Source organism: Paenibacillus jilunlii (genome assembly GCF_900102965.1).
Classification (GTDB): Bacteria; Bacillota; Bacilli; order Paenibacillales; family Paenibacillaceae; genus Paenibacillus_AQ; species Paenibacillus_AQ jilunlii.
The window spans coordinates 103,633-126,523 of sequence record NZ_FNGM01000018.1; the positions used below are offsets into that span (position 1 = coordinate 103,633).

26 protein-coding genes are annotated in these 22,891 nt (G+C 50.0%); all 26 read right to left on the bottom strand.

What is annotated here, in order from left to right; genetic code table 11:
* Positions 1 to 241: 241 nt before the first annotated feature.
* The gene (gene glmM, locus BLQ82_RS24725) at positions 242 to 1,582 is read right to left on the bottom strand and encodes a phosphoglucosamine mutase (RefSeq protein WP_062522791.1); all 1,341 of its coding nucleotides are present in this window, start codon (positions 1,580 to 1,582) and stop codon (positions 242 to 244) included.
* Between the two features lie 107 nt (positions 1,583 to 1,689).
* Entirely contained in the window at positions 1,690 to 3,153 is a 1,464-nt protein-coding gene (locus BLQ82_RS24730) for a CdaR family protein (RefSeq protein ID WP_062522789.1), read from the bottom strand.
* Positions 3,146 to 3,976: a diadenylate cyclase CdaA gene (cdaA, locus tag BLQ82_RS24735; RefSeq protein WP_025703543.1), complete on the bottom strand. Its 831-nt coding sequence runs from the start codon at positions 3,974 to 3,976 to the stop codon at positions 3,146 to 3,148. Before cdaA ends, BLQ82_RS24730 begins: the two co-directional genes overlap by 8 nt.
* A 209-nt stretch (positions 3,977 to 4,185) precedes the next feature.
* Positions 4,186 to 4,800, bottom strand: a complete 615-nt coding sequence (locus BLQ82_RS24740) for a zf-HC2 domain-containing protein (protein WP_025703544.1) — start codon at positions 4,798 to 4,800, stop codon at positions 4,186 to 4,188.
* A 121-nt stretch (positions 4,801 to 4,921) separates the two neighbouring features.
* The gene (gene sigW / locus BLQ82_RS24745) at positions 4,922 to 5,488 is read right to left on the bottom strand and encodes an RNA polymerase sigma factor SigW (RefSeq protein WP_062522787.1); all 567 of its coding nucleotides are present in this window, start codon (positions 5,486 to 5,488) and stop codon (positions 4,922 to 4,924) included.
* An 862-nt stretch (positions 5,489 to 6,350) separates the two neighbouring features.
* A complete protein-coding gene (gene ppc, locus BLQ82_RS24755; RefSeq protein WP_062522783.1) occupies positions 6,351 to 9,143 on the bottom strand; it encodes a phosphoenolpyruvate carboxylase in 2,793 nt (930 codons plus the stop codon).
* A gap of 299 nt (positions 9,144 to 9,442) precedes the next feature.
* Positions 9,443 to 9,706 (bottom strand): holin, encoded by a 264-nt coding sequence (locus tag BLQ82_RS24760; protein WP_062522939.1) that lies wholly within the window; start codon positions 9,704 to 9,706, stop codon positions 9,443 to 9,445.
* 68 nt (positions 9,707 to 9,774) lie between these two features.
* Complete coding sequence (locus BLQ82_RS24765; protein WP_062522781.1) at positions 9,775 to 10,473, bottom strand: M15 family metallopeptidase; 699 nt, start codon at positions 10,471 to 10,473, stop codon at positions 9,775 to 9,777.
* Positions 10,445 to 10,837 carry a hypothetical protein gene (locus tag BLQ82_RS24770; protein WP_074648610.1) on the bottom strand — a complete coding sequence of 131 codons (393 nt, stop codon included), beginning with the start codon at positions 10,835 to 10,837 and terminating at the stop codon, positions 10,445 to 10,447. Before BLQ82_RS24770 ends, BLQ82_RS24765 begins: the two co-directional genes overlap by 29 nt.
* The gene (locus tag BLQ82_RS24775) at positions 10,824 to 11,021 is read right to left on the bottom strand and encodes a hypothetical protein (protein WP_020426193.1); all 198 of its coding nucleotides are present in this window, start codon (positions 11,019 to 11,021) and stop codon (positions 10,824 to 10,826) included. Before BLQ82_RS24775 ends, BLQ82_RS24770 begins: the two co-directional genes overlap by 14 nt.
* Before the next feature lies 1 nt (position 11,022).
* Entirely contained in the window at positions 11,023 to 11,331 is a 309-nt protein-coding gene (locus BLQ82_RS24780) for a hypothetical protein (protein ID WP_062522779.1), read from the bottom strand.
* Between the two features lie 292 nt (positions 11,332 to 11,623).
* Positions 11,624 to 11,755 carry a hypothetical protein gene (locus tag BLQ82_RS33000; protein WP_280117269.1) on the bottom strand — a complete coding sequence of 44 codons (132 nt, stop codon included), beginning with the start codon at positions 11,753 to 11,755 and terminating at the stop codon, positions 11,624 to 11,626.
* Positions 11,756 to 11,809: 54 nt separating this feature from the next.
* The gene (locus tag BLQ82_RS24785) at positions 11,810 to 12,283 is read right to left on the bottom strand and encodes an XkdW family protein (RefSeq protein ID WP_062522777.1); all 474 of its coding nucleotides are present in this window, start codon (positions 12,281 to 12,283) and stop codon (positions 11,810 to 11,812) included.
* A 13-nt stretch (positions 12,284 to 12,296) separates the two neighbouring features.
* The gene (locus tag BLQ82_RS24790; protein ID WP_062522775.1) at positions 12,297 to 13,874 is read right to left on the bottom strand and encodes a hypothetical protein; all 1,578 of its coding nucleotides are present in this window, start codon (positions 13,872 to 13,874) and stop codon (positions 12,297 to 12,299) included.
* 11 nt (positions 13,875 to 13,885) lie between these two features.
* Positions 13,886 to 14,497, bottom strand: a complete 612-nt coding sequence (locus tag BLQ82_RS24795) for a YmfQ family protein (protein WP_062522773.1) — start codon at positions 14,495 to 14,497, stop codon at positions 13,886 to 13,888.
* A 2-nt stretch (positions 14,498 to 14,499) separates the two neighbouring features.
* Positions 14,500 to 14,835, bottom strand: coding sequence for a hyaluronate lyase N-terminal domain-containing protein (locus tag BLQ82_RS24800; RefSeq protein ID WP_074648612.1), 336 nt, complete (start codon positions 14,833 to 14,835; stop codon positions 14,500 to 14,502).
* Between the two features lie 12 nt (positions 14,836 to 14,847).
* A complete protein-coding gene (locus BLQ82_RS24805; protein ID WP_062522772.1) occupies positions 14,848 to 15,870 on the bottom strand; it encodes a DUF2793 domain-containing protein in 1,023 nt (340 codons plus the stop codon).
* A 1-nt stretch (position 15,871) separates the two neighbouring features.
* Positions 15,872 to 16,285: a hypothetical protein gene (locus tag BLQ82_RS24810; protein ID WP_062522769.1), complete on the bottom strand. Its 414-nt coding sequence runs from the start codon at positions 16,283 to 16,285 to the stop codon at positions 15,872 to 15,874.
* A 2-nt stretch (positions 16,286 to 16,287) separates the two neighbouring features.
* Positions 16,288 to 17,346 carry a baseplate J/gp47 family protein gene (locus BLQ82_RS24815; protein ID WP_062522767.1) on the bottom strand — a complete coding sequence of 353 codons (1,059 nt, stop codon included), beginning with the start codon at positions 17,344 to 17,346 and terminating at the stop codon, positions 16,288 to 16,290.
* A complete protein-coding gene (locus BLQ82_RS24820; RefSeq protein ID WP_062522765.1) occupies positions 17,339 to 17,770 on the bottom strand; it encodes a DUF2634 domain-containing protein in 432 nt (143 codons plus the stop codon). The genes BLQ82_RS24815 and BLQ82_RS24820 overlap by 8 nt, the downstream gene beginning before the upstream one ends.
* Positions 17,767 to 18,063 carry a DUF2577 domain-containing protein gene (locus BLQ82_RS24825; RefSeq protein ID WP_062522763.1) on the bottom strand — a complete coding sequence of 99 codons (297 nt, stop codon included), beginning with the start codon at positions 18,061 to 18,063 and terminating at the stop codon, positions 17,767 to 17,769. The genes BLQ82_RS24820 and BLQ82_RS24825 overlap by 4 nt, the downstream gene beginning before the upstream one ends.
* Before the next feature lie 5 nt (positions 18,064 to 18,068).
* Complete coding sequence (locus BLQ82_RS24830; protein ID WP_062522761.1) at positions 18,069 to 19,031, bottom strand: XkdQ/YqbQ family protein; 963 nt, start codon at positions 19,029 to 19,031, stop codon at positions 18,069 to 18,071.
* Positions 19,032 to 19,043: 12 nt separating this feature from the next.
* Positions 19,044 to 19,745, bottom strand: coding sequence for a LysM peptidoglycan-binding domain-containing protein (locus tag BLQ82_RS24835; protein WP_062522759.1), 702 nt, complete (start codon positions 19,743 to 19,745; stop codon positions 19,044 to 19,046).
* Position 19,746: 1 nt separating this feature from the next.
* Positions 19,747 to 21,696 carry a phage tail tape measure protein gene (locus tag BLQ82_RS24840; protein ID WP_062522757.1) on the bottom strand — a complete coding sequence of 650 codons (1,950 nt, stop codon included), beginning with the start codon at positions 21,694 to 21,696 and terminating at the stop codon, positions 19,747 to 19,749.
* A 199-nt stretch (positions 21,697 to 21,895) separates the two neighbouring features.
* Positions 21,896 to 22,318 (bottom strand): phage tail assembly chaperone, encoded by a 423-nt coding sequence (locus BLQ82_RS24850; RefSeq protein ID WP_039833329.1) that lies wholly within the window; start codon positions 22,316 to 22,318, stop codon positions 21,896 to 21,898.
* Positions 22,319 to 22,426: 108 nt separating this feature from the next.
* Positions 22,427 to 22,891 carry a phage tail tube protein gene (locus BLQ82_RS24855; protein ID WP_020426177.1) on the bottom strand — a complete coding sequence of 155 codons (465 nt, stop codon included), beginning with the start codon at positions 22,889 to 22,891 and terminating at the stop codon, positions 22,427 to 22,429.

The following is a 22,891-nucleotide window of genomic DNA, read 5'->3' on the forward strand; positions in this document are numbered from 1 at the left end:
TGCTGGCTCTCTCTTCTCCCCCGCGCAAGATCAAGCTCTGGCGCTTGCTGTTGCCAACCTTACTATCCCCGCTTTCCTTCTGGAATGACACTTAATCTATTATATGCACCTTACATCGTTTTGGCAATGCTGTATCAGGAATACTTGTGGCAGCCCGTACAAGGAACTGGACAAAAATATAAATATTCAGCCGGTGAAGCAGATCAAGCACCCCCTTCACCAGCTGAACAACTCTAACCAATTACACCAGTTCACGCTGAACAACATCAACAATCTGCCCTACATAAAGATCCAGTTCCGCCTTATCCGGACCTTCCGCCATTACACGGATCAACGGTTCTGTACCGGAAGGACGCACCAGCACACGGCCATTATCGCCGAGCTTGCCTTCCACTTCCTGAATAGCCGCTTCAATCGCCGGATTGTTCGGATAGTTAGTCTTATCCTGTACGCGAACATTCACCAGCACCTGCGGATATTTGGTCATCATCGATTTCAGCACACTGAGCTTCTTGCCGGATGATTTCATTGTGTCCACCAGTTGGATCGCCGTCAGAATACCGTCACCTGTTGTGTTGTAGTCCAGGAAAATAACATGGCCGGACTGTTCCCCGCCCAAATTGTATCCGCCCCGGCGCATTTCTTCCATCACGTAGCGGTCACCGACTGCAGTCTTGGCTGTGTTCAGCGCCAATTGCTCTGTTGCTTTGTAGAACCCGATATTGCTCATCACTGTGGATACAATGGTCCCATCCTTAAGCTTGCCGGCACGGTTCATGGCATCTCCGCAAATACAGAGGATAAAGTCTCCGTCGACTTCGTCACCATTCTCATCAATGGCAATCAAGCGGTCTGCATCCCCGTCAAAAGCAAGTCCCAGATCCGCACCCTGACGCAGAACTTCCTCGCGCAGTGTCTCCGGATGTGTGGAGCCAACGCCGTCATTAATGTTCAGTCCATCCGGTTCCGAACCGATGGCAATCACTTCCGCCCCGAGCTCTCTGAACAGGCGTGGCGCAAGTTCATAGGCTGCTCCATGGGCGCAGTCCAGTACCACCTTAAGTCCTGCGAAGCTATGGGAAATCGTTGTTTTAAGATAGTCCAAATATAAATATTTAGCATCATTATCTATGCTTACTGTCCCCAGACCCGCACCAACAGGGCGCGGCAATTCATCGATTTCCGCATCCATCAGCTCTTCAATCCGCAGCTCGGTTTCATCTGTCAGCTTGAAGCCGTCTCCGCCAAAAAACTTAATCCCGTTGTCTTCAACCGGATTGTGTGAGGCGGAAATCATCACTCCTGCATCAGCCTTCAGCAATCTGGTGATATAAGCCACCGCAGGCGTGCTTACGATCCCCAGACGAATAACCTGAGCACCAATGGATAACAGGCCCGCTACAAGCGCCGATTCCAGCAACGGACCCGAAATCCGCGTGTCCATACCTATAACCACCTTAGGCTTCTCCACATTTCCTGCCAATACATATCCACCGCAGCGGCCGATGCTATAGGCCATTTCTGCAGTTAATTCTCGGTTTGCAACTCCGCGCACACCATCTGTTCCAAAATACTTACCCATCTGTTTTCTCCTTTAGATACGCTGCTTCAGCTTAATGAATTATTGTATGAATGAATTCTTGTTTCGTGCTTTGGACTCACAGGTTAGACGTCGACTGGCTCAAAAAGTTACGTTCCATCCGTACTGCTTACATTGTTGCCAACTCCGTTGAGAGCACCTGAACTAGCGCCGTTCTCCGGTACTACGTCGGAAGGGGTTGGCGTGGCTGTGGGTTCCCCGGCATCTGGACTCTGTGCAGGTGCTGTCGGACTCTCTTCAACGATGGCCGGCTCCGTACTTGGCTCAGGGGTCACTGCTGCATTGCTGTTATCCGGTGTCTCCGTAGCTTCTGGCGTTGCCGGAGCCAGCAGTTCTACCGTTGCCGTCAGCCGTTGCGACGCATTCGCAAGAGTAATGAACCTGGGCAGCGAGACATGCAGGGTTACAGCATGATTTCCAGCCGTGAGGCCAACCACATCCGCCACCACACTAATATTATTCTTGTCCAGCTGATTCAGCAAAGCCGGGGCTCCGGATACTGTCAGGGTAACAGCTTTGCTGGCCGGATCTGTGATCTGAGCGGTAAGCCCGTTGTCTACCCCCTCCAGCTTAATGGGGATATTGTCGATGGTCTTCTCGGCTACCTTCGAGGTCACTACAGAAACATTCAAGACTGCAGGTTCAATCTTTACCGTACCTTCCGGAGCAGGCAGCTCCAGCTTCAGCTCCTTGGTACCTGCGGAATCTATTGTGCCTAAATTCAGCGTGGCTTCGTAGGAGGATAAACCGGCTAAGGACTCTTCGGTTCCATATACCGTTACCGTGTCCTGTTCGGGCGACACCCGGGACAAGGCCAACGCTCCTGGAAGCTGACCGGCGAAGCTGATGTCAAGCGGCAGGCTTTTGAATGGCATAGTGACCGGCAGATCCACAGCAATAGAGGACGGCTCGATGACCGCATCCTTAATCACTTCGCCGCTGCTGTCAACCGCGTACAACTTCAGCCTCTTGCCCTTAATTGTCTCGCTTTCACCATCCAGCTCAATGGTTCCCTGCACCTTGGACACCTTGCTAAGCTCACTTGCAGCCAGCGTAACCTGCGCCTCCACGGCTGGTTCTATGACTGGAGCACCCACCTGATAACCCGCCGCCGGCTTCCCTTTAGTAACAACGGATACAGGAAAAGACTTGGTATTCCGCAGTTCCACATGGACATTTACTTCATTGGGATCGATATGCTGCAGCGTCACTCCGCTCGGAAGTGAATAATGAAGCGGCAGTGTGGTATCCCCCGGTTGAATGTTGCTTAAATCAATCCACACTTTATAGGCATCCGAAAACTTATAGGTGAGATCCGATTTTTTGCCCAGGACCTCGAGTCTGACGCTTACGGCGTCCTGGGACGTGATTACATATTTGTCCTCATCGAATCCTTTGACCTCTATCTTGACATTTTCGATGATTTTGGACTCCTTGTTGACCGTGGTCTGGCTGGTAGGTGCAGTATCTACATGGACGATGGTCCACAGGATAATCGCAAGGGCAAGGGCGAGAATTTTATTAAAGTTATTGTTCTTCATCCACTTATCCATTGTTCTTATCCCCCTTCCGTTTCCAGAAAGCGGAGCTCTTCTCCTTGAGCGATGAAGTGGCACGCAGTTCCTCATACAGCTTGGAGATTAAGGACTCTTCCTTAATATCGCGCACGATCTGCCCGTTAATCGCCAGCGAAATCTGTCCAGTCTCTTCCGAGACTACAACGGAAACAGAGTCGGCCACTTCACTAATCCCGATTGCGGCACGGTGGCGTGTCCCCAGTTCCTTGCTGATAAACGGATTCTCCGACAGCGGCAAATAGCAGGCAGCAGCGGCGATCTGCCCTTCCTGCATAATCAGCGCACCGTCATGCAGCGGCGTATTCGGAATAAAAATATTAATCAGCAGCTCGGAGCTGACCACAGAGCGCATAGGAATACCGGATTCGGTATATTCGTTAAGCCCGGTAGCTCTTTCGAAGACAATTAACGCGCCTATTTTTCGCTGGGCTAAATAATTCACAGCTTTAATTACTTCACCGATCAGCTTGCTGATCTCTTCATCATTCTCGGCAGCCCGTCCAAAAAACTTGCCCCGGCCAAGCTGCTCCAGCCCCCTTCGTAGTTCGGGCTGAAAGATGATAAATATCGCAAAGATCCCGAAGGTAAAAATCTGGTTCATCAGCCATTTCAGGGTATACAAATCAAGCAGAGTGCTCAGTGCCCAGATCACAACCAGGACCAGAATCCCCTTGAGGAGCTGAACCGCCCGGGTCCCGCGCACCATATTGAGCACTTTGTAGATAATATAGCTGACGATCAGAATATCGACTATATCTTTAATGGAATCTTTCCATGTCATGTCCGAAAAATAACTCATGCCAAAACCCCCGTCATATTTCATATTAGCTGGGTTTATGTAAAATGTCTGTAAGTTCTGCAACATATCTAGGTTATAACGTTCCAGCCCAGGTTGCAAGTTTAGACGCGCAGGGATTCATACCATGTTATTTCCAGGCAGCAAAAAAGCGCCATCTTTCCGGAAAAAGAGGCGCAAATGATATTTCTGCTAAAAGCGACCAAATGTTATTAACGGTAGGCAACTTCAGAGAACATGTTCGTCACTTTATACCAGAGCCAACTTACCGCTTGGTCTATGCTTTTGACTTGCCCGGAGATATGAGCTGTTGAAGCCTGATACAAGGAACCGTCGATCACAGTCACATTGCCGTTCACTTCACCATACACCTGAGTTTTACCATTCTCCACCGTTAGATCACCGGATATTGTTTTGCCGGAAGGTACGATAACCGTATCACCCTTGATGACAACCTGTTCCAGGTCGCTTCCCCTGACAACAAGCTGCCGATCCTGATTCCAAAAAGTAACGGAGCTCATCAGCATTACGAGAATAAATACGGACGCCGCTGTAAGTGCAGGATGCCGCTTGATCCAGGTAACAAAAGCCCGTTCCTTCTTGACATGCGGTAATGAATTCATAATCCGGCCTACAAGATCCTCAGAAGCCACAGGATTCTGGTGCATCAGGGAAAACATCAGCATATCGGTCTGTTCCAATTCTTTGAACTTGGCACGGCAATCTGTACAGGATAGAAGATGCTCCTTCAATTCCCTCTGCTGCAGTTCGGGCAAGTCGTCATCCAGGTAGTCGTGCATCATAGAGACGGCCAGTTTGCATTCCATAGGAGCCAATCCTTTCATGAGTGCTATTTAATTATTACATGGCAAAGGGGCAGAGCGCATAAGACTTGCTTAACTTACATACGTCGCTGCCCGTCAGGCGTTTCATAAAAAATAATCTATTTTACATTTTGGGGCCTAATTTTTTACGTAAAAATTCACGTCCGCGGTGCACGCGGGTCTTAATCGTTGTTACAGGCATATCCATGACGTCGCTAATCTCCTGAAGAGATAAATCCTGCAGATACCGCAAAATCATCACCGACCTGTATTTCACAGGCAGGCTGTCAATGGCCTCATAGATCAGACTCTGCGTCTCGGAGAGCAGCAGTTCCGTTTCCGGGGTCACATTATTGCTGGGGATCATAGAATAGCCGTCAATCCCCTCCTGGTCGTTCATCTCGGCATCCAATGAATACGTCGGCCGCCGCTTGCGGAGTCTGTCAATACACAGGTTCGTGCCGATGCGGTAGATCCAGGTTGAAAATTTCTGTTTGTCATCATAACGGTCCAAATTCCGGTACACGCGCAAAAACGTTTCCTGAACAATATCCTCTGCCTCATGGCGGTTGTTCAGCATCCGGTATGCCAAATGATATATTTTGTCTTTATATAGTTCCACAAGCTCGGCAAATGCCCTTTGGTCGCCCTTCAAGGCGAGCTTTGTCAATCTGCCTTCCAAATTCTCCACCTGTTAACTCCCCCAGACTTGCCGCCCTTGGTCGTTCATCTCTTGATTGTCCACGGTACAAGCTCTTAAATCGTAATTCAAGTTTGTGCAAAAATCAAGGATTGTATTGTTACCTTCTATATATATTGGGCTAACGCTATGGCATTCAGGAAAATCCGCAGATTCATCGCGGCTCCGAGGAACATTTGGATTTCCGGCCGCTGTTATTGTCAGATTTCCTGATTGAAGCCGCAAGCAGCGGTTGAAATCTGACAATAAAGGCGAACGCTCCGCTCCTCCAATTCCAAATTTCCTCTCCATCACTTCATCTGCGGAAGTTCAAATGCCTATTGCTCTGCCCAAAACCCATATCGGCAACAATGGGCAGGTAAAGGGAAGGAAGCTGCTTGATCCTTGCAGCTTCCCTCCCATATAGTTCCCGGCCTATCTAAACACCGATACCACTTCGAATCTCATTCAAGTTAAGGTCCGGGTGTATTCTATTGTACTTTCTGCAGCAGATGCCTCCTAAATCTGCCTAAAAACTGAATCAATTGCACATTGTACAGCAGAATCCCCGGGGGAAGGTGCATTTTCCTCAAAATCCCGAAATCTATTGCAGGAAATACAGCAGAATGCGATTTGTTGCCGGAGACTGAGTCATCTGTTGCAGAAAGTGCAATCATACAGCAATTTCTCTATGATTATACGATATATAGTATATAAACTTCATGTTCAATCGGTATAAACAAGCAGAACCGGCTTCACCTTCCTCTAAAAGGACGGTACCCGTTTATTCACAAAAAATCCCCGTCCGGCCTCCATAGAGAGGCCGGACGGGGATTGGGAAGCGGCCGGGCCAGCTTCCAAGTTCACTATAATATCAGCCGGTATTTCGCAGTCCGGCGGCAATGCCGTTGATCGTAAGCAGCACCTCGCGCAGAAGCTCGGCGTCATCGCCCTCGGCTTCACGCAGGGCTCTAAGCTCAGACAAGAGCTGCACCTGCAGATAGCTGAGCGGATCAACGTAAGGATTCCGCAAGCGAATGGATTCCTGGATGACAGGAACGTTATCCAGAATATCCTGTTGTCCGGTGATTTTGAGAATCAGCTCGGAGGTCAGCTTGAATTCTGCTTCGATCTGTCCGAAGATACGCTGACGCGCCTCCTCATTTTTGCCCATGCCGGCGTATTCCTTGGCAATAATCAGATCTGCCTTGGCAATGGCCATTTGCAGAGTATCAATTAACGTAGTGAAGAACGAGAATTTCTCATACATATGCTGCATGATCTTCAGGTTCTCTTCCTTATCGTCGTAGAAGCTCTGCAGCCCCGTTCCGGCAGCGTACCATGCAGGAAGCAGGTAACGGCTCTGTGTCCAGGCAAAAACCCAAGGGATCGCACGCAGGTCTTCAAAACGGTCGCTGTTCTTTCGTTTGGAAGGACGCGACCCGATATTAAGCTCTCCAACCTCAGGAAGCGGCGTCGATTCCTTGAAGTAGTTCAGGAAATCCGGATCACGGAAGATCAGGTCCTGATATTTGTTCAGTGATACTTCAGAAATCCGGGCCACAATCTCTTCCCACTTAGGCTCGTACAGATCAGCCTGCGGTGATCTGGCATTAATCGCTGCCGTAATCAGCGCGGAGGTTGCCTGCTCCAAGCTGCGGTAGGCGATTCCCTGCATCGAATACCGGGAGGAGATGACTTCGCCCTGCTCTGTAATCTTAATGCCGCCGCCAATCGTCGAGGCCGGTTGGGCCAGAATACTGCGGTTCAGCGGCATGCCCCCACGGCCAAGCGCTCCGCCGCGGCCATGGAAAAATTTCAGTTTGATGCCGAATTCATCCGCCGTAGCCGTAATTTCCTTGAGTGCCACACGCAGCTCATAGTTGGCGGTAACCACACCGCCATCCTTGTTGCTGTCCGAATATCCCAGCATGATCTCCTGCAGGTCATTCATCGCCCTAACCGCATCACGGTAGATCGGCAGGTTGAGCAATGTCCGCATAATTTGCGGTGCATCATGCAGATCGTCAATGGTTTCGAACAGCGGCACAGCCTGAAGTGTGCAAACAACAGTACCATCATTGTCTTTGCGGAATAAGCCGACTTCCTTGGAGAACACCATAACCTCCAGAATATCGCTCGCGGCTTCAGCCATGCTGATGAGGTAGCTAGTGATACATTGTTTGCCGTACTCCTCTTGAGCCGTATAAATGGCACGGTACACAGCAAGACATTCCTCCGTGCTTTCGCTGTAGGTCTGATATGGCGAAGTCAGCGGACGCGGATCATTCAGCAGCTTTTCCAGAAGCTCGATCTTCTCGTTCTCCTGCAGCTTGGCATAATCCTGCGTAACATTCATTTTGGCCAGGATCTCGGTCATCGCATTTTCATGCTCCTGGCTGTGCTGGCGGACATCAAGAGTTGCGGTATGGAATCCAAACAACTCTACCTGGCGAATCAATTTCTTAATGTAGGTATCCGCTACATAATCGGCATAGTGATGGCGCAGGCTGCGGTCAATCACGTTCAAATCATCTATAAATTGCTCCGGTGAGGCGTAGCGCTCAGGCGTACCTTTTTTCTCATCATCCATAACGTTCTGCGTCTTCGCGATCATATAGGCAAGCTTAATCCGGTACGGCTCATTATCATTATGCCAGGATTTCGCCTTATCCAGTTGAATAATGCCCCGATCCAATTCAATGGATTGCAGCAGCTCCGGCGTTACCTTAACGATGCTTGTACTAAAGCTCAGATACTGCATTAGTTCGCGCATAATGCGCTGATATTCCCGAATTGCCAGCTTGCGCTGCAAACGCAGGGTCTGTAAGGTCACAGCCGCGGTTACTGAAGGGTTGCCGTCACGGTCCCCCCCGATCCACGAACCAAAACGCAGATAAGTTGGAACATGCCAATTCTGGCCCGGATAATATTTGCTTAGACATCGTTCAAGTTCTTGATACACATCCGGCAGCACCTGAAAAATCGTCTCATGGAAATAGTACATTCCATTGCGGACTTCATCCAGTACCGTAGGCTTGCGGTCACGCAGCTCATCCGTCTGCCACAAGGTAATGACTTCATTCAGCAGCTTCTCACGCAGCTGTTCGCGTTCCCGGAAGGTCAGGGTAGGGTTATCCAGACCCATCACATCATCGGAGATACGCTTATGAATATCAAGGATCGCCCGCCGCATGGCTTCCGTAGGGTGAGCCGTCATGACCAGCTCCAAAGACAGGCCGTTCATGATTTCATGAACATCCTCGTGTGAGAAATCCCGCTCGCGGAGCTCCTGAATCGCGCTTTCGATAGAACCAGGCTGTACAGTCTCCCCGGCTGAACGTTCGTAGTCGCGTTTTCGGCGAATCCGGTGATTCTGCTCGGCAATGTTCACCAATTGAAAATAAATTGCGAACGCCCGTATCACCTGGTGTCGATTCTCAGGATCAAGTGAATTGATTAGCTCCTTGAATTCATTGTGCAGTTCAGGCAAAAACAATGAGCGCAGCGATTTGCTGGTTTCGCGGATCTTCTCTACGATCTCCAGCAGTTCGTTACCGCCTTGGTGAACCAAGACTTCGCCCAAAATATTCCCCAGGAACCGTACGTCTCGCCGCAGCAGATTGTTAGAGTTGCTTTTGCTGACGGCAGTCGTAAGTTCGGTCATGCTGCTCCCCCCATCCTCTTTCCGGATCAATGCTTTTAACATTGTCTATTTAAAGCTTTCCTCATATCATACAATAAAACTGCCCGGAAATCTCCAACTTTATTGTGCTGTAAAGCGATACAGCAATTAAGATTATACACCAATCCGGCTATATATACAGTCTCAAAAAAAATATGTATTTCTTCCAATTTATATTGCCTAATCTGCGAAGGGTTTATGTAGTTTTCATGTGATAATATATTACGCCGACACACAAAAAAGCCAGCTCCAACGAGCTGGCTGTCAATTAAATTCACGTATTATTTTTTGGTGGTTCCCGGGTGATCGTTGAAGGCTAATTCAAATAAACCTGTCGCGGATAATCCGGCGAGTCCCCCTGACCATAGCCGGAGCGTAAGCCCCAGATCGGTAAAAGGATACGCAGCAGCTCCAATAAGCAGCCCAATCCCAAGTCCGATAAAAGGCACCGCGTTGCGTGGCAGATTAATATTATTTTTGACCAATTGCACCAAGGCAAGCGTAAATACCGCTAATACCGATGCAAAAGCCAATACATTATCCAGAATACCGGTGTTAATCACTGGAAAATCACTCCTTTCCGTTTCGCGTTTATCGTTCAAAAATGTTAATTCTAGCGGCCACTTGTAATCTCTACGGTTCGGGTAACCGAATCATAACCAACCGAAGCTCCAAGCGCTTCCGCTACAGCACGTACCGGCACATAAGTTACACCGTTCTCCAAACGGCCATCGGCTATTTTTGCGCCATTCACTTTTACTATTGTAACCGCATCACTATTCAGATTCTGTTCCCCCTTAGTCCTTCCGTTGATTAGCTTATACGCCGCTTCCACCGCTTGTACTGAAGGCTGTGCTCCCGCCCGCAGTTTGGAAAGCGTCAATCCGAAGCTCATCTGAAAATGGGGATAATCCTTCAGACTGGTCCAGTCTCCACCCCATTCAAAACCCAGCCGTTTGGCCTGCTGCACCACCTCCAGCCAATCCGCTGTCCGGTCATTGTCTCCGTCACGCGCCATGTCCCAGGACACGCTTGAGCCATTCGGCAGCAGCAATGCAAAATCAATGGCCAGACCATAATTGTGATAGCTCTGTCCACCCCGGGCATTGGTAACAACCGCCCCCGGCTTCGTACGTCCTTGAGCATAGAGCGCATCCTGTTCAGCTATTGTCCGCAGTCCTTGCGTAATCTGGACCGGAACACCACATGTGTAGCAGCATTCGATTAACGCAGTAGCTGCTGCGAGCACGACGGGATGCAGGCCGGTTAAGCGGGGAGCGGACTTATTTTTGATTTGTGTCAGGGTCAGCATGGCTTGCTCCTCCCTTCTTGCCCTCCTGCAGAACAATGAACAAATCTTGACGTTTCGTGAACACCAATAAGGTTAGGATGAGCAGCCCAATCGTGGTTCCGGTCTGGGCAACCGCCCAGGCCTCTGTTTTGAGCGAAGCCAGCACAGTGTCTGCTCCAGACACAGCAGTGCAGCGAATCCACAAAGCGACTGCCATTTGGAAGGTGTAGGCACCCAGAAAGAAAAAAGCTGCCAGCATAAACAGGCTGACCGCCTTTGCCCGCAGACGTCTGCGAAAATACAAAAAAAGCGCAGCTATCAGCAGCAGCGCACAAATCAAAGATACCGAATATGCAATTAACCGCAAAAAATCAATTACGCCCATTGTTGACACCCCGATCATAGATTAGAAATTCGGCAAATCCGTTATTTTGGATCTCCTCCTGAATCTCTTTGGATACGTCCTTATATCGAAGGATAGAGAACATTACCCGGGCCGAGGCTTGGGTCAGCTCCCTTTCCTTTTCCCGGTGCAGGGGCGATAATCGTTTGATCCATCTACTCAGCACGTTATCCTCCCCGATCTTCTTCATTTACTACATTCACACCGCTTGACGCTTGATCAATTTTCAGTCTCTGCAGTACTTCAAGCGTGGGTGCCATGAAATCTGAGCGCTCTTTATCCAAAATATTTTGCAGACGGTCCCGGTCTTCTTCAGCCCGCTCGAGCAGTTCACGCGGCACCAGATTCCCTTTGACAATCGAGCGCAAAAGCACCAGAACAATCACCAGCAGAATCAGAGCCACGATATAAGCCAAACCATATTTATCAGCCAAGGGAAGAATCTTCTCCAAATTCGCTACGTCGTTGCTGTTCATTGTTTCACCCCTTTCTTATTGGACGTTAGATTTTCATATTAGGTCTGGTCGTAACTGCGGAGAATGTTTGGACTTCCGGCCGCTGCCCATCTGCAGATTTCTTGAATTTATACCGCTGCTCGCGGTGGAAATCCGCAGACAAAGGCGGACGCTACCGCTCCTCCAGTTCCAAACTTCTCCTCCGCCACTTTTCCCTTTTTACTCATTTTTCAAGTTCACTATATATTGATGTACAAAAACCCCCGGGACCCGGGGGCAAAATAAAAACGCCGCAGCGGGCGCCAGCATTTACCTATTCTTCTTTGGTCAAATACTCAAGTCCGCTGTCCACCAGGATTTCTTTTACGCCAGCTTTCAATGTCGCCGGAACTTCCGTGAACTTGGTCTTCCCCAAGATTACACGCTGTGCAAAAAACATAGTCATTAAAAATCACCTTCTTCCCATTTTGACCTTCAGCCACATAGAACTGGCTGGTTATTACTGATAAACCCTCGTCGCCATCTCTGCGATAATGTCCTCAATGAAATCCGCCCGCTCCGACAGAGCATTATTTTGCGCCTTCAGCAGTACATTCTCTTTCTGCAGCTGCTCGACTTCCGTCAGCTCCGGCGGCTTGTTCGCTTCAGCTTCCTGGTAGGCCTTCCAGGCTGCTTGCAGCTCTGCTTCTGTGGGCTTGGGTTTGTCCAGGTTCCAGACGGCGATATAGGGTCCACGCTCTACGATATCGTAATCCTCACCCTCAGTGAGTAGGTTGTAGTCGATACCGTAGCGATAATGGACGCCTTCGACTGGCTCCTCGCCTTTTTCCGGCGGCTTGATCTCGTAGCGGACACGGCCTTTTTCTTCGGCTCCGGGCCGCAGGACGGGTTCAGGTCCGTTATCCTGTACGATGAAATCCTGCGTTTGGGCGGCTTGAGGGTATAAGTGCATGATTGCTTGTGCTATATTCATTTTGAATCCCTCCTCATCCGATTCTATCAATATTAAGTGAACATATTGTAGGGTCTGCTAAAGTAATAATGTCTACCCCTTTTTTTTGCTCTATATATATTTCCAAATAATCCCCCGCATTTAACGGTACAGTTTTACTGCCGCCAAGAAAAATAAAAGCCCCGGGAGAGCCCACTTGATCGAAACAAAGCGTCCTACCCGCCTGACCGTTAACATAATAGTATAAACGGGTTTCAAAGTTTCCGTTAGCATTAAGCAGTAAAGATGCATCAACATGATAGAGTCCGCTTTGTTTTACTGTGAATCTACCGATACCATCATATTCCTCGCGTTGGTCCTTGTCTTCTTGCCCATAATTAATTTTTGTTCGCACAGAACTTGAAATTGTTTGCGAAGCATTATGCGCGGCTTGAACATAAGATCGAGAAGTAGATGTATTATCTCCCCATGGGTTAACAACACCGTCACCAAAAGCAATTATACCTCCCGTCTGAGTGCTGCTTATGGCTGCTGTAGCGCTCATTGTCCCAACGCTTCCCCCGATTTTTGCTCCTTCAGTCGCTAGGTAGCCATAGCCGCTGCCACTACCGCTTACACCAACTACAAATACATTTGCTCCACTACGTGCCCATATAGATGTTGTTTTATTGGAATACATCCCTCCACTTATGACAGCCCCACCACCGTATACCATAACTCCGTAATAACTGCCAGCACTTGCAGTCACATTACAGTTTTGCAACCAAGTCCATACATTACTGATCAACTCAATTGCATTGGTAGTCGTTGTAGTAGCCGTGATCCCTGTAATTGTGACCTGAATTGTATTTTCCTGCATCGACAGGCGAGTAACGTTCACGGTCCCTGAGGCATTGATTCCAAGTGTACCTCCCCCACCAAATCCCTTTAAAACAACATCCTCCGCATAGGTTCCAGCTGCGATATTAACTACAACTGCATGATTAACGTTCTGCGGGATCATGCTAACAGCCTTCCCTATCGTCCTAAACGCCCCACCCGCCGTATTCGCCAACCCATTATTGCCATCATTCCCATCCGTCCGCACATAATAGGTAATATCCGCCGTCGTCTGCTGCGGCGTTGTCGCCAAAGGCGCTTTGCTGTTCAGCTGCCCCTGTATCCCGCTGGTCACTCCATCCAAATACCCAAACTCCACATTCGACACCGTGCCGGTTCCGATCTTGCTTGCATCGATCGCTGCAGCCGCGTTAATATCCGCGTTTACAATAACCCCCGGTGCAATGGCGGTAACGCCATCTCCTGTACTGGTCACATCCCCGGTATGATTGGGATGTACATACTTATTCGCTCCGGCTGCTACACCGTCCAGCTTCGCCTTATCTGCTGCGGCCATCAGCCCGGCAGCGGTGGTGGTGGCTGCCGCCGTGGAAGCCTTAGCGTTCCAGGCGGTGCGTTCCGCCGCTGTAATATGCTTTACCGTATCCACGGTATGGTCCTGCACATTTTTAACGGCAGTATCCAAAACATCCATATTGCCGTTCAAATCGGCGATATCGACTATATCTGTGCCATCCGGCTTTTTCAGCCCCAAATTGCCCGTAGTCTGCATAGTTCACACTCCTATTCGTATACTCTTAATTCATTCCATGTTCTGGCGTGCGCTGCATTCCAGGTGAGTGACTTCAGCGAATTCCACCAGGTATAGCTGTACACAAACTTATAATCCAGATGGGCAGGCTTAATCTCTTCTATGATTTGTATTAACCCCGCCATGTTCGCCGGGATGCCCAGCGTCCCTACAAAACGCGCCTCAAAGCTGTACGCTCCCGGCACCTCCACAACCTGAACATCCCCTCCGGAAAAAGCGGACGCCGTCCGCCGGATCATCTCCGGTGTAGTCGTCCCGCTTCCGCGCAGCTTGGCCTTGATCATTTCCCTGCGGATGGCATAGGATTTCGTACTGTCCGTGGTAAGAGCCAGCACCTTCTCCCAGCGCGCAAGCCCCCAGGTTGCCGACTCCACATTCGTCTGCAATGCCGAATCCTCTATCGAATAGGCCAGCTGTCCACATTCCGCAGCATGGCTATCCTGGATCTGCTCCATCTCAAGTACACCCTGATAATACTCCGGCAGGTATTTCATCAGGTCAGGCTTGTTAAATTCCGGCCCCTCTTGTGTGGTGGGGCTGGAAGAATAGCTTATTGTCCCGTAGATATTCTCGCTATAGGCCATAGTTACACCCCTTTAAGCTGATTCCAGCTCAGCGGGCCTTTGGGCATGTACTCATGCGTATGGGCCGCTGGCGGATACACCGCCGGCTTCCCGTCTACCCCTGACCAAGGTACGGTATCCGCCGCCTGTGCGTAATCCACTTTGCCGTTGTTGTTGGTGTCATAGATGCTTTTCAGCATATCGCCGGTGCTTTGTGAAGCTACGAGCAGTTTGTTGACAGTACCCGTACCGATGTAGAGCTTGCCTGTATCGGTGCAGAAACCGAGTTCGCCGGCAGCAAGAGTTCCCAATGCGCTTTCTTGCCCGCGGCGGATTTGAATTAAAGTCTTCAGAGCCATTATCATCGCCCCCTAGAATGTGCCGCCGTCAATAGCACCCACCATCAGCCGGCTGCCATTGGCTGTGTCGTATACGATGCTGCTTCCATCGACATTGGCCGCTACACCGTTCGAATCGACGGTGATCCCTTTGCCGGCGGTCACTGCAATCGCATCGGCGGTCACACCAATCCCATAGCCTGCACCAATGTTCAGTGTCACTGAATCGGCTTGTCCGCCCCCGGTAAGGCCATTGCCGGCTGTAATCGTCTGTAATGCTCCACCCGTACGAACCCAGGTGCTGCCGTTCCAGCTGTAGATTTTCTGCTCGTCGTCAACATAAGCCGTCCAGCCCACAGCCGGTGTATAATACACCCATGCCGCAGATTGATACTCGGCAATTTGATTGGTTTTGCCCGCCCAGACGCCTGTTGCTGCCGCAGGAATAATGTAACGGTCACCCTCCGCAGGACTCGCCGGGGGAACGGCCAGATTCTGGTCCTTCACTGAACTCTGCGGCTCGATGTTATGCTTGGCCAGCTCGATCTCATTCCTGATTTTTTGTGCTGACCACAGATCGGTAATGGCCGTTCCCGCATCATTGATTACACGGTGCTTAGATGCATCGTCGATATGGGTTTTAATCTCAGCTGCAGTTTTGATATTTGTACCGTCGGAGATCTTATTAACATGTCCTGCCGTGATGTCTGCCTTAAGTACCCTGGCATAGGTTGCCCCATCGGCAACGTCATCCACTGACCCGGTCAGATCGCTCAGCTTCTGCGCATTGATCCGGCGCCAGGCCGCGCCATCGTCGAAATACAAATAGCCGCTGTTCGTTCCGCTGGTTACAATGTATACCCGCCCCGCAGAAGCGGCTGCCGGACGTGAAGCCTCCGGACCGGACATCGCCCGGCCCACCATGGAATTGGAAGTGCCGTCACCAATATAGACTTCCTTGGTATCTGTGCAAAAGCCCATCTCGCCCGCATGCAGAACTCCATAAGCAGCAAGCTCCGCCCGGGTGCCGCGTTTTACTTGAATGGTTTGCGCCATTTTACACCTCTCTTCTAAAAGATCCTCCGTCTATGCGTCCCGTTGCCTTGTAGCGTTCCAGCTCCTTTTGGGCAGCAGTCAACCCCGATTGCAGAGCATTGATGTCATCCGCTTCCACAGTATCGCCCGGTGTCTCATAAGTGACATAGACTTCAGGAACCCCGGCAAAAATCTTGATTATCCTCCGCCAAGGCGTTTCATCCGGAAAAGAAACCGAGAAATTCCGCAGCTCCACCCCGCTGTAATGAGAACCTGTATACACCGAGATGCTCTGGTTGTTAATGTTGTCATGCGCGAGCAGACCGCTGTAAACCCCATCTGTAAGTAACAGTTTCTCCTCAACAACATAGCTGCCGCCGTTTGCTTTTTTGTTCAGCTTATCCGTAAATTCATCGACCTGCTGCGGGTATCCCATCCCTACACCTCCAGCACGACACTGCTGAACAGCGGCACTTCTGTTTCACTTAAAGTCACATTACCCGATCCGCCGTTCAGCTTCAGTCCGCTATAGTCTACAACGCCCTCTGTATCCAGCAGCAGTGAGCCTATTACAGATTGGCTGATATAGGAAGCGGTAAAGGCCTTTTCCTTGCGGTATTTCTCCAGTATCTCTTTAAAAGCATCGATTACCGCCTGCAGCGTATATCCGGAAGCAAGGGTAACCTTGGCGCTCACGCTGATGCTTTTCCCGGCTGCAGCCGCTACAGTTACTACTGCTCCTACCGGCGCCTGGCCTTCACCTTGACCCGCAACTGGATCGATATATTGCTGTACCTGCGACACCAGCAGTTCGGAGGCAGGCTGCTTCGCGGCATCCACAATGACCACTTTTACCGTCTTAGGTCCATTCCATAACGGAAAAACCCGCGCTCCCCCTACGCCGTCTATTTGCAGCGCCCATTCCATATAATGATATTTGTTGCCGCTCGTTGACGGACGTCTGGCTGACTCTAAAAAACGCTGGCGCAGCTTTTCGTCATCCTCGGCATTTTCACCGGGAATCAGCAAGGCTGTTATCTCTCCTCGCGCTAGACCAGGGATATAATCAATAGGCAACAATGAGCCAAAATACCGGTTTCCTTCCTCCCCTGCTGTCTCGCTCTCTATCCTGTAGGTTCCCGGAGCCAGCTTCTCCACCGCCGTATAGTGCAGCAAATCTAGTGAAAAACGGCTGCCCAGCGGAATATCCAGCAGTTCGTTAGCGCTGTTATAGAACATTGCTGTAAGCTCGGCCTTGCTTGCGGCACGTCTGGTTATTCCCGACCAGGCAATACTGCGCTCCAAATATTCACCAGTAGCCGTATCCGCAAAAAACAGATTGCTGTTCACATCCAGTTCAATATACATCTGCGCCATCTCAGCCGCCGCCGGAGCCAGCGCATCATAGATGATGCTGCCTTCACGTTTATCCAGACTGGATGGTACCCGGTCCAGCATCCGCTCAAGCAAAGCCTCGAACGTCTGATTTTCATACACCCTCACTCATCTCCTTTCTCAGCTCGAAATTCCCGTACTGAGTAACTACCTTGCAGCTGAAGCTCAGATTATCCCCGTTAAAAGAAACCGCAGTGTCCTCCAGCCTGATAATCCGCTCATCCTGAAGCAATGCTTCACTAACAATACGCCTGATTTCAGCTCTCACCAGCAGTCTGTCTTTTCCCAGCACAAGACCCCATTCAGTCCCGTAATCAGAACTGTAGATCAGATGCTCATAGCGATCGGTCCGCAATATTTTTGCCACTGCCTGCTGTACGGCTTCAAGGCCATCCAACCGGCCCGTAATTCGTTTTTTGTCCCAATCCATTCTGTAGGTGAGACTGGACATTTCAGTGTTCTCAAAGGAGGTGTCTCCATCAGGAGTTGCGATGATAGGGCCAGCATTTCCAATTACGGGTATCATACCGGATCCACCAGCCTGTCCAGTACAACATAACTCTGCCCGCCCTGCATCCGAACCATCAGGACACGGTCACCCTTCTCCAGTCCCCGGCGCAGAACGATTTCCCTTCCATCCCATTCGAGCTTGCTCTCCATGACGGATTCGGGAAGAACCAGCGCGGCTCCTGACAAAACAAACCGCTGGTCCACCTGAATCTGCAGCGGTGCCGCCACGGTTACCGTCCCATACGAAAAAGCCACAGGGTTGGTACTCCCTACGGCGCCGAGACTCGCTTTTTTAATAATATCAAGCATTATTTCTACACCACCTTTATATCAAGAGACATGGTATGCTCCCCGCCGGAAATCTTATGGCTGCATTGCTCCACCAGAAACAGTTTGGTGTTAAGCTCATCCAGCAGCACATAAATCAGGTTGCCTGCACGCACCCGCAGATCGCCTATTGCCTGTACGGAAAGACTTGTTTTTTCCCGGTTATGCAGCTTCAGCAGGTTGTCTGCGTTCTCCCGGATCTGTGCGGCGTTCGCCTTGTCATCGGCTTTTTTGTAGAGATGCAGAATACCCCAGCGTTTCACATTCTCCGGGTCGCTGACCGGGTAGAACTCCCGCTTGCCGCTCTCTTTGTTGTCCTTATAGAGATAGATTGTATTGTAGGTATCGTCATCAATGCTTTTTTTGAGCGAATAGTCATACAGATAATGTCCAGCTCCCAGCACCAGATCAAGCTTCATCGAGTCCATCCCCCGCAGCGTCAGCTGGCCGAAGTCATCATAAAAAGCCATTAGCCGCCCCTTCTTCTCCATCTCACCGCCTATAGCCCCCATAATAATATCCAGCAGCTTCTTATCATTTTCTATTAAAGAAGGCATGCGGTATGTGGTTTCTTCAAGCACTCCGGTCTTCAATCCGTAGTCCTTGGCAATTTTTGTAATGAGCTCACTGGCTGTAACATCCTGAAGCACATAGCTCCCGTTGCCGAGCAGATAGCGGATCTGGTCATAGGCCGTCAGCTTGATCTGCTGATCACTCCCGGTATCAATGCTGAACACGAACCCGTAGAACACATTGATGCCATCTTTGCGGAACTGGACAATATCCCCATTGCTGATCTTAAACTTGGGGTGCTGATAGATGCCACTGTCGATAATCGTCATGTCCAGCGTTGCTGGTTTGCCTGCCCGGGAAGTCTTCCAGGAGAGGTCTGAGACAATGCCGGCAATATCCCACAGGAGCCCTTCTTTATTCTTCAAAAGCAATTCCATACGCTTTCCCTCCTACGGCAGCTTAAGGACTTTGCCGATGGGCAGCTTTTTCAGTTCACTGTCCTTAATGCCGTTAAGCTTCTGTATCACTTTGTATTTCTGGCCGTCACCGAGAATCTTCTTGGCAATGCTCCACAGACTGTCGCCAGCTTTCATCGTGTACGTTTTGGGGGCCGCTTTATCACTCGCCCGCTTGGGCTCTGTTTTCGCTTCACCTTTGACGATTTTTACCGGACTGGCCTGGTAGAACACATATTTTTTGAGCGACAGCGAATATTCAATATCTCCGGAGGTTCCCGCGCTAAGCTTCCAAGTAAAGCTCTCGATGCTCATGGCCATATTCAAGGCCAAATCATTCGGTACGGCGGAGTTATCCTGCTCCCCCTTTAAGGATACCCCGGACAATACAAACCGGATCGGCCTGCGGCTCTTCATCCATTTCTGGATCATCTCCACATATTCAAAGGGCCGCAGCAGCCGGTTTGGTCCCTCACTGCGCACCAGCACAAAAGGATAATGCTGCGCGGGGAAGATACTTTCAATTGTGATCTCCGTCAGCTTCGGATAGGCAATGGCATTGATTTCGCCCAAATCGACAATGGTATAGCTTTTGCTGTCTCCCGACTCTTTGATTTCCAGCGTCTCCGGATTCACAGGCAATCGGAAGAGGTCCTCCAGCTCATTAAAACTCAAGAAAAAACCGTATTCCTCCACGTTACGTATACACCCCCTGGGCCGTAGAGACAAATTCCTCATTCAGCTTTTGCCCGATCTTGTTGATGATCGTATCGATGTCCCCGGCATTGTTGATGTTCCCGGTAGTCACCTGCACCGTGGGCGTCAGCTCCACAAAGTTCTGAATGGCCTGAATCTCCGCCAGCTCGCGCATCATTTCGAGATCCTCGCTGGAGATGTCTACGGTGTCGTTGATGGTTCCGACCTCATTTACCCTGTTCACATTGTTCAGGTTGCCGCCCTGATTGGCAAAAAGACCGGCGGTGTTCTGAATCTGTTGCCCGCTTGCTGGCGGTTTTGTTAATTTCTTGGCATCGCGCCCTTTATCAGAAAATGCACTCGAAATACTTTCGACCTTGTTGTCTGTCCATTCTTTAGCCTGTGTATAGCTGGAGTTAAAAGCATCTTTCGTATCCACATACTCTTTATGCTTCGTTTCCTGCTTAGTGATATCCTCAGGAGGCTCCAGTGTTTTGAATTCTTTACGGTATTTATCCACCAGCTCGCTGGCGGCATGGGGAACCTTCAGCCCGTCCAGATCAAGCTTGATAGTGCCAATCCCCATTTTATCGAAGAAAGGAATTTTGCTTAACGCTTCAGCCATGCCGTTGAACTTGTCAACCACCCAACGGATCGCCTCTACCATAACCTTCACAAAACCATCAGCAAAGCTCTCAACACCAACCGCCATATTATAAAGGACATCCAGCGTACCCATACCTAAGCCATATAACAACTGCTTCACAAAAAGAATAGCAGTATTAAATCCATTAACAATGCCATCCCAAACCACATAAAATCCATTTTGCAGGCCTATCCAAATATTTTGGAAAACCGCCATCAACCAGCTGAACGCTCCCGCGATTGCCCCTACAACCTGCCCCGCCGATATCCCGAGATTCTGAAAGATTAATATCAGAGCCGCGATTACCGCAATCACGATTAGAATCGGCCAGTTCGCAGCCAGCCAGGCAGCAGCAAGTAAATATACCTGAACAATCATTGCCGCCAGATAGACAACCGCTATCGCGATAAGAATCGGCTCAATAATATCCCAATTCTCCTGCACCACACCAACCAGCCATAGCAATCCATCCACAATCATACCGATTACATTGGCTATCACCAGAAAGCCATTTGCCAATGCGTCAATCGTTGGGGCCAGTTGGCCGGAGGTGAGCGCTTGACTCAGTGTATCCATAACAGGCCGCAGGGCCCCCAGCGCCTTTTCACCGATTTTGCCCATTGCCGTATCCACATTTTTATTCAACTTGTTCCAGTCTGCAATATCTCCTGGTTTTACAGCAGCCTTGACTGCCTTCTCCCCGAAAGACTTAATCTTGTTGAACGGGGTAACCCAGTCCGCAGTCTTCAAAAAATTCAGTATCTTGGAATCTGGCTGTGGCGGCGTTGGAGGGGCCGGCGGAACCGGAGGCTCTTTTTTCAAATTGATCTTGGGTGTAGGTACAGGCTCAACTTTAACTTCAGGCTTCTTTTCTTCTTCCTTTTCATCCTTTTTTGCTTTCTTTTCGAACCCTTTCCACCATTCCACTTTTTTGGCCTTTTCTTCTTCCTTCTTAGCCGCCTGTACGGTTGGAGAAGCATTCAGCATACGCACCCCAAGCTGCTGGGACTGGCCGGCCTGCTGACTCTGTCCGACAACAATGTCTCTGGAGACCAGAATCTGCGGCGGCAATCGCTTGAAGCCTTCCAGCAGCGTATCATTAATATCCAGCAAAGATTGGTTGACTTTGTCCAAGGAGCGGTTTAATTCATCACTGGAGCGTGTAAGTACGGCTTGCATTCCCTTAATCGAACGATTGGCAAGATCCAGCTTAACACCAATGCGCAGGGACTGTTTATTTATCACTTTCCAGATCGCAAGCGACTTGACCGGAAGCATCACGGCTTTAGAAACATCTATTCTCATTCTTCCACCCCCTTTATCCCCTATCTTCTCTTCCCCTTGCTCCGCGATTGCTCCCGCTTCTCCCTCTCCACCCGGACAGCAATCATCGCATAGATGGCCGCGCGCTCGCGCGAAGACAGCTTCATCAGCTCATGCGGCAAAATATGCAGCTCATGGAGGGCGTAGTAAGCCAGGTTGGCCTCACTGTCGCCCCCGTTAATTAGTTTTTTACTTCTTCCACCAATTCGTTCATGTCGGTGCCGAAGCCGTTAAGGGCCTGTACCCGTTCACCAAGTGCAGCGAATTCGCCGGGGAGCAGCATTTTACGCAGTAAGGCCTCTGCACCAAGCACATTATAGGAACGCTGCAGTTCCGCATTTTTCAGATCGGGGTGAACTACGCTCGAAGTCATTAACTTGGCCATGTAGTCATTGGGATCAATCTCGGAGGTGTACACCCCACTTTTCCCCTTAACCTTGCGGGTAGCCGCCTTGCGGCATTCCTGGTTCTCATCCTCGGTCATACTGCGCAGTTTCCAGGCCACGGGTTGGCCCTCCTTATCCTTAAAGCGCTGGGAAACCACAAATTCCTCCGTTGTATCACAAGCCACATTTTGCGCAAAAAACATACTTAATTCACTCATGATGAACCTCCTATAAGTTTATGGGCTTAAGTTTTATCGGACAGACAGAGAAGAGACCCGCCGCCTGCTGCGTCCGGGCCGTTCTTGCTCAGATCTGTACTTCTCTTACTACTGCAGAGCAGGGCTGCCAAATGCCTGGGCAATCTGTACATCCTCAAAGGTAAAGCTGACTTCTTCCTCCAGCGCATCCGACTCCGTATCGAGTGAAGCCATAATCACGCTGTCCAGGTTAACACCTTTCAGAATGATCCGCTGCGCCCCGACACTCGATGATGGGTCATCATTGGTAACCTCGATATCGAAGTACTGATCCACACCTGTATGCATGTAGTCAAGCATCATTTGACGGAAACGGCTGGTCATATAAAAAATCGTCATCGTGCCGCTGCCCGACCATCCGGTTGCTTTATGCTGCACACCCCGGCGTCCGAGTGTTTTCACTTCCGCTTTTGTTTTCTCCACGGTAGCTTCAAGCGTTTTTACATAGAACATCTCTTCTGTTTGTGTGCCAATCACAGCATAAGCACGGCCTTCCTGGCCGGAAAGAGTATCGCTAGCCTTCAAAAATGCCAT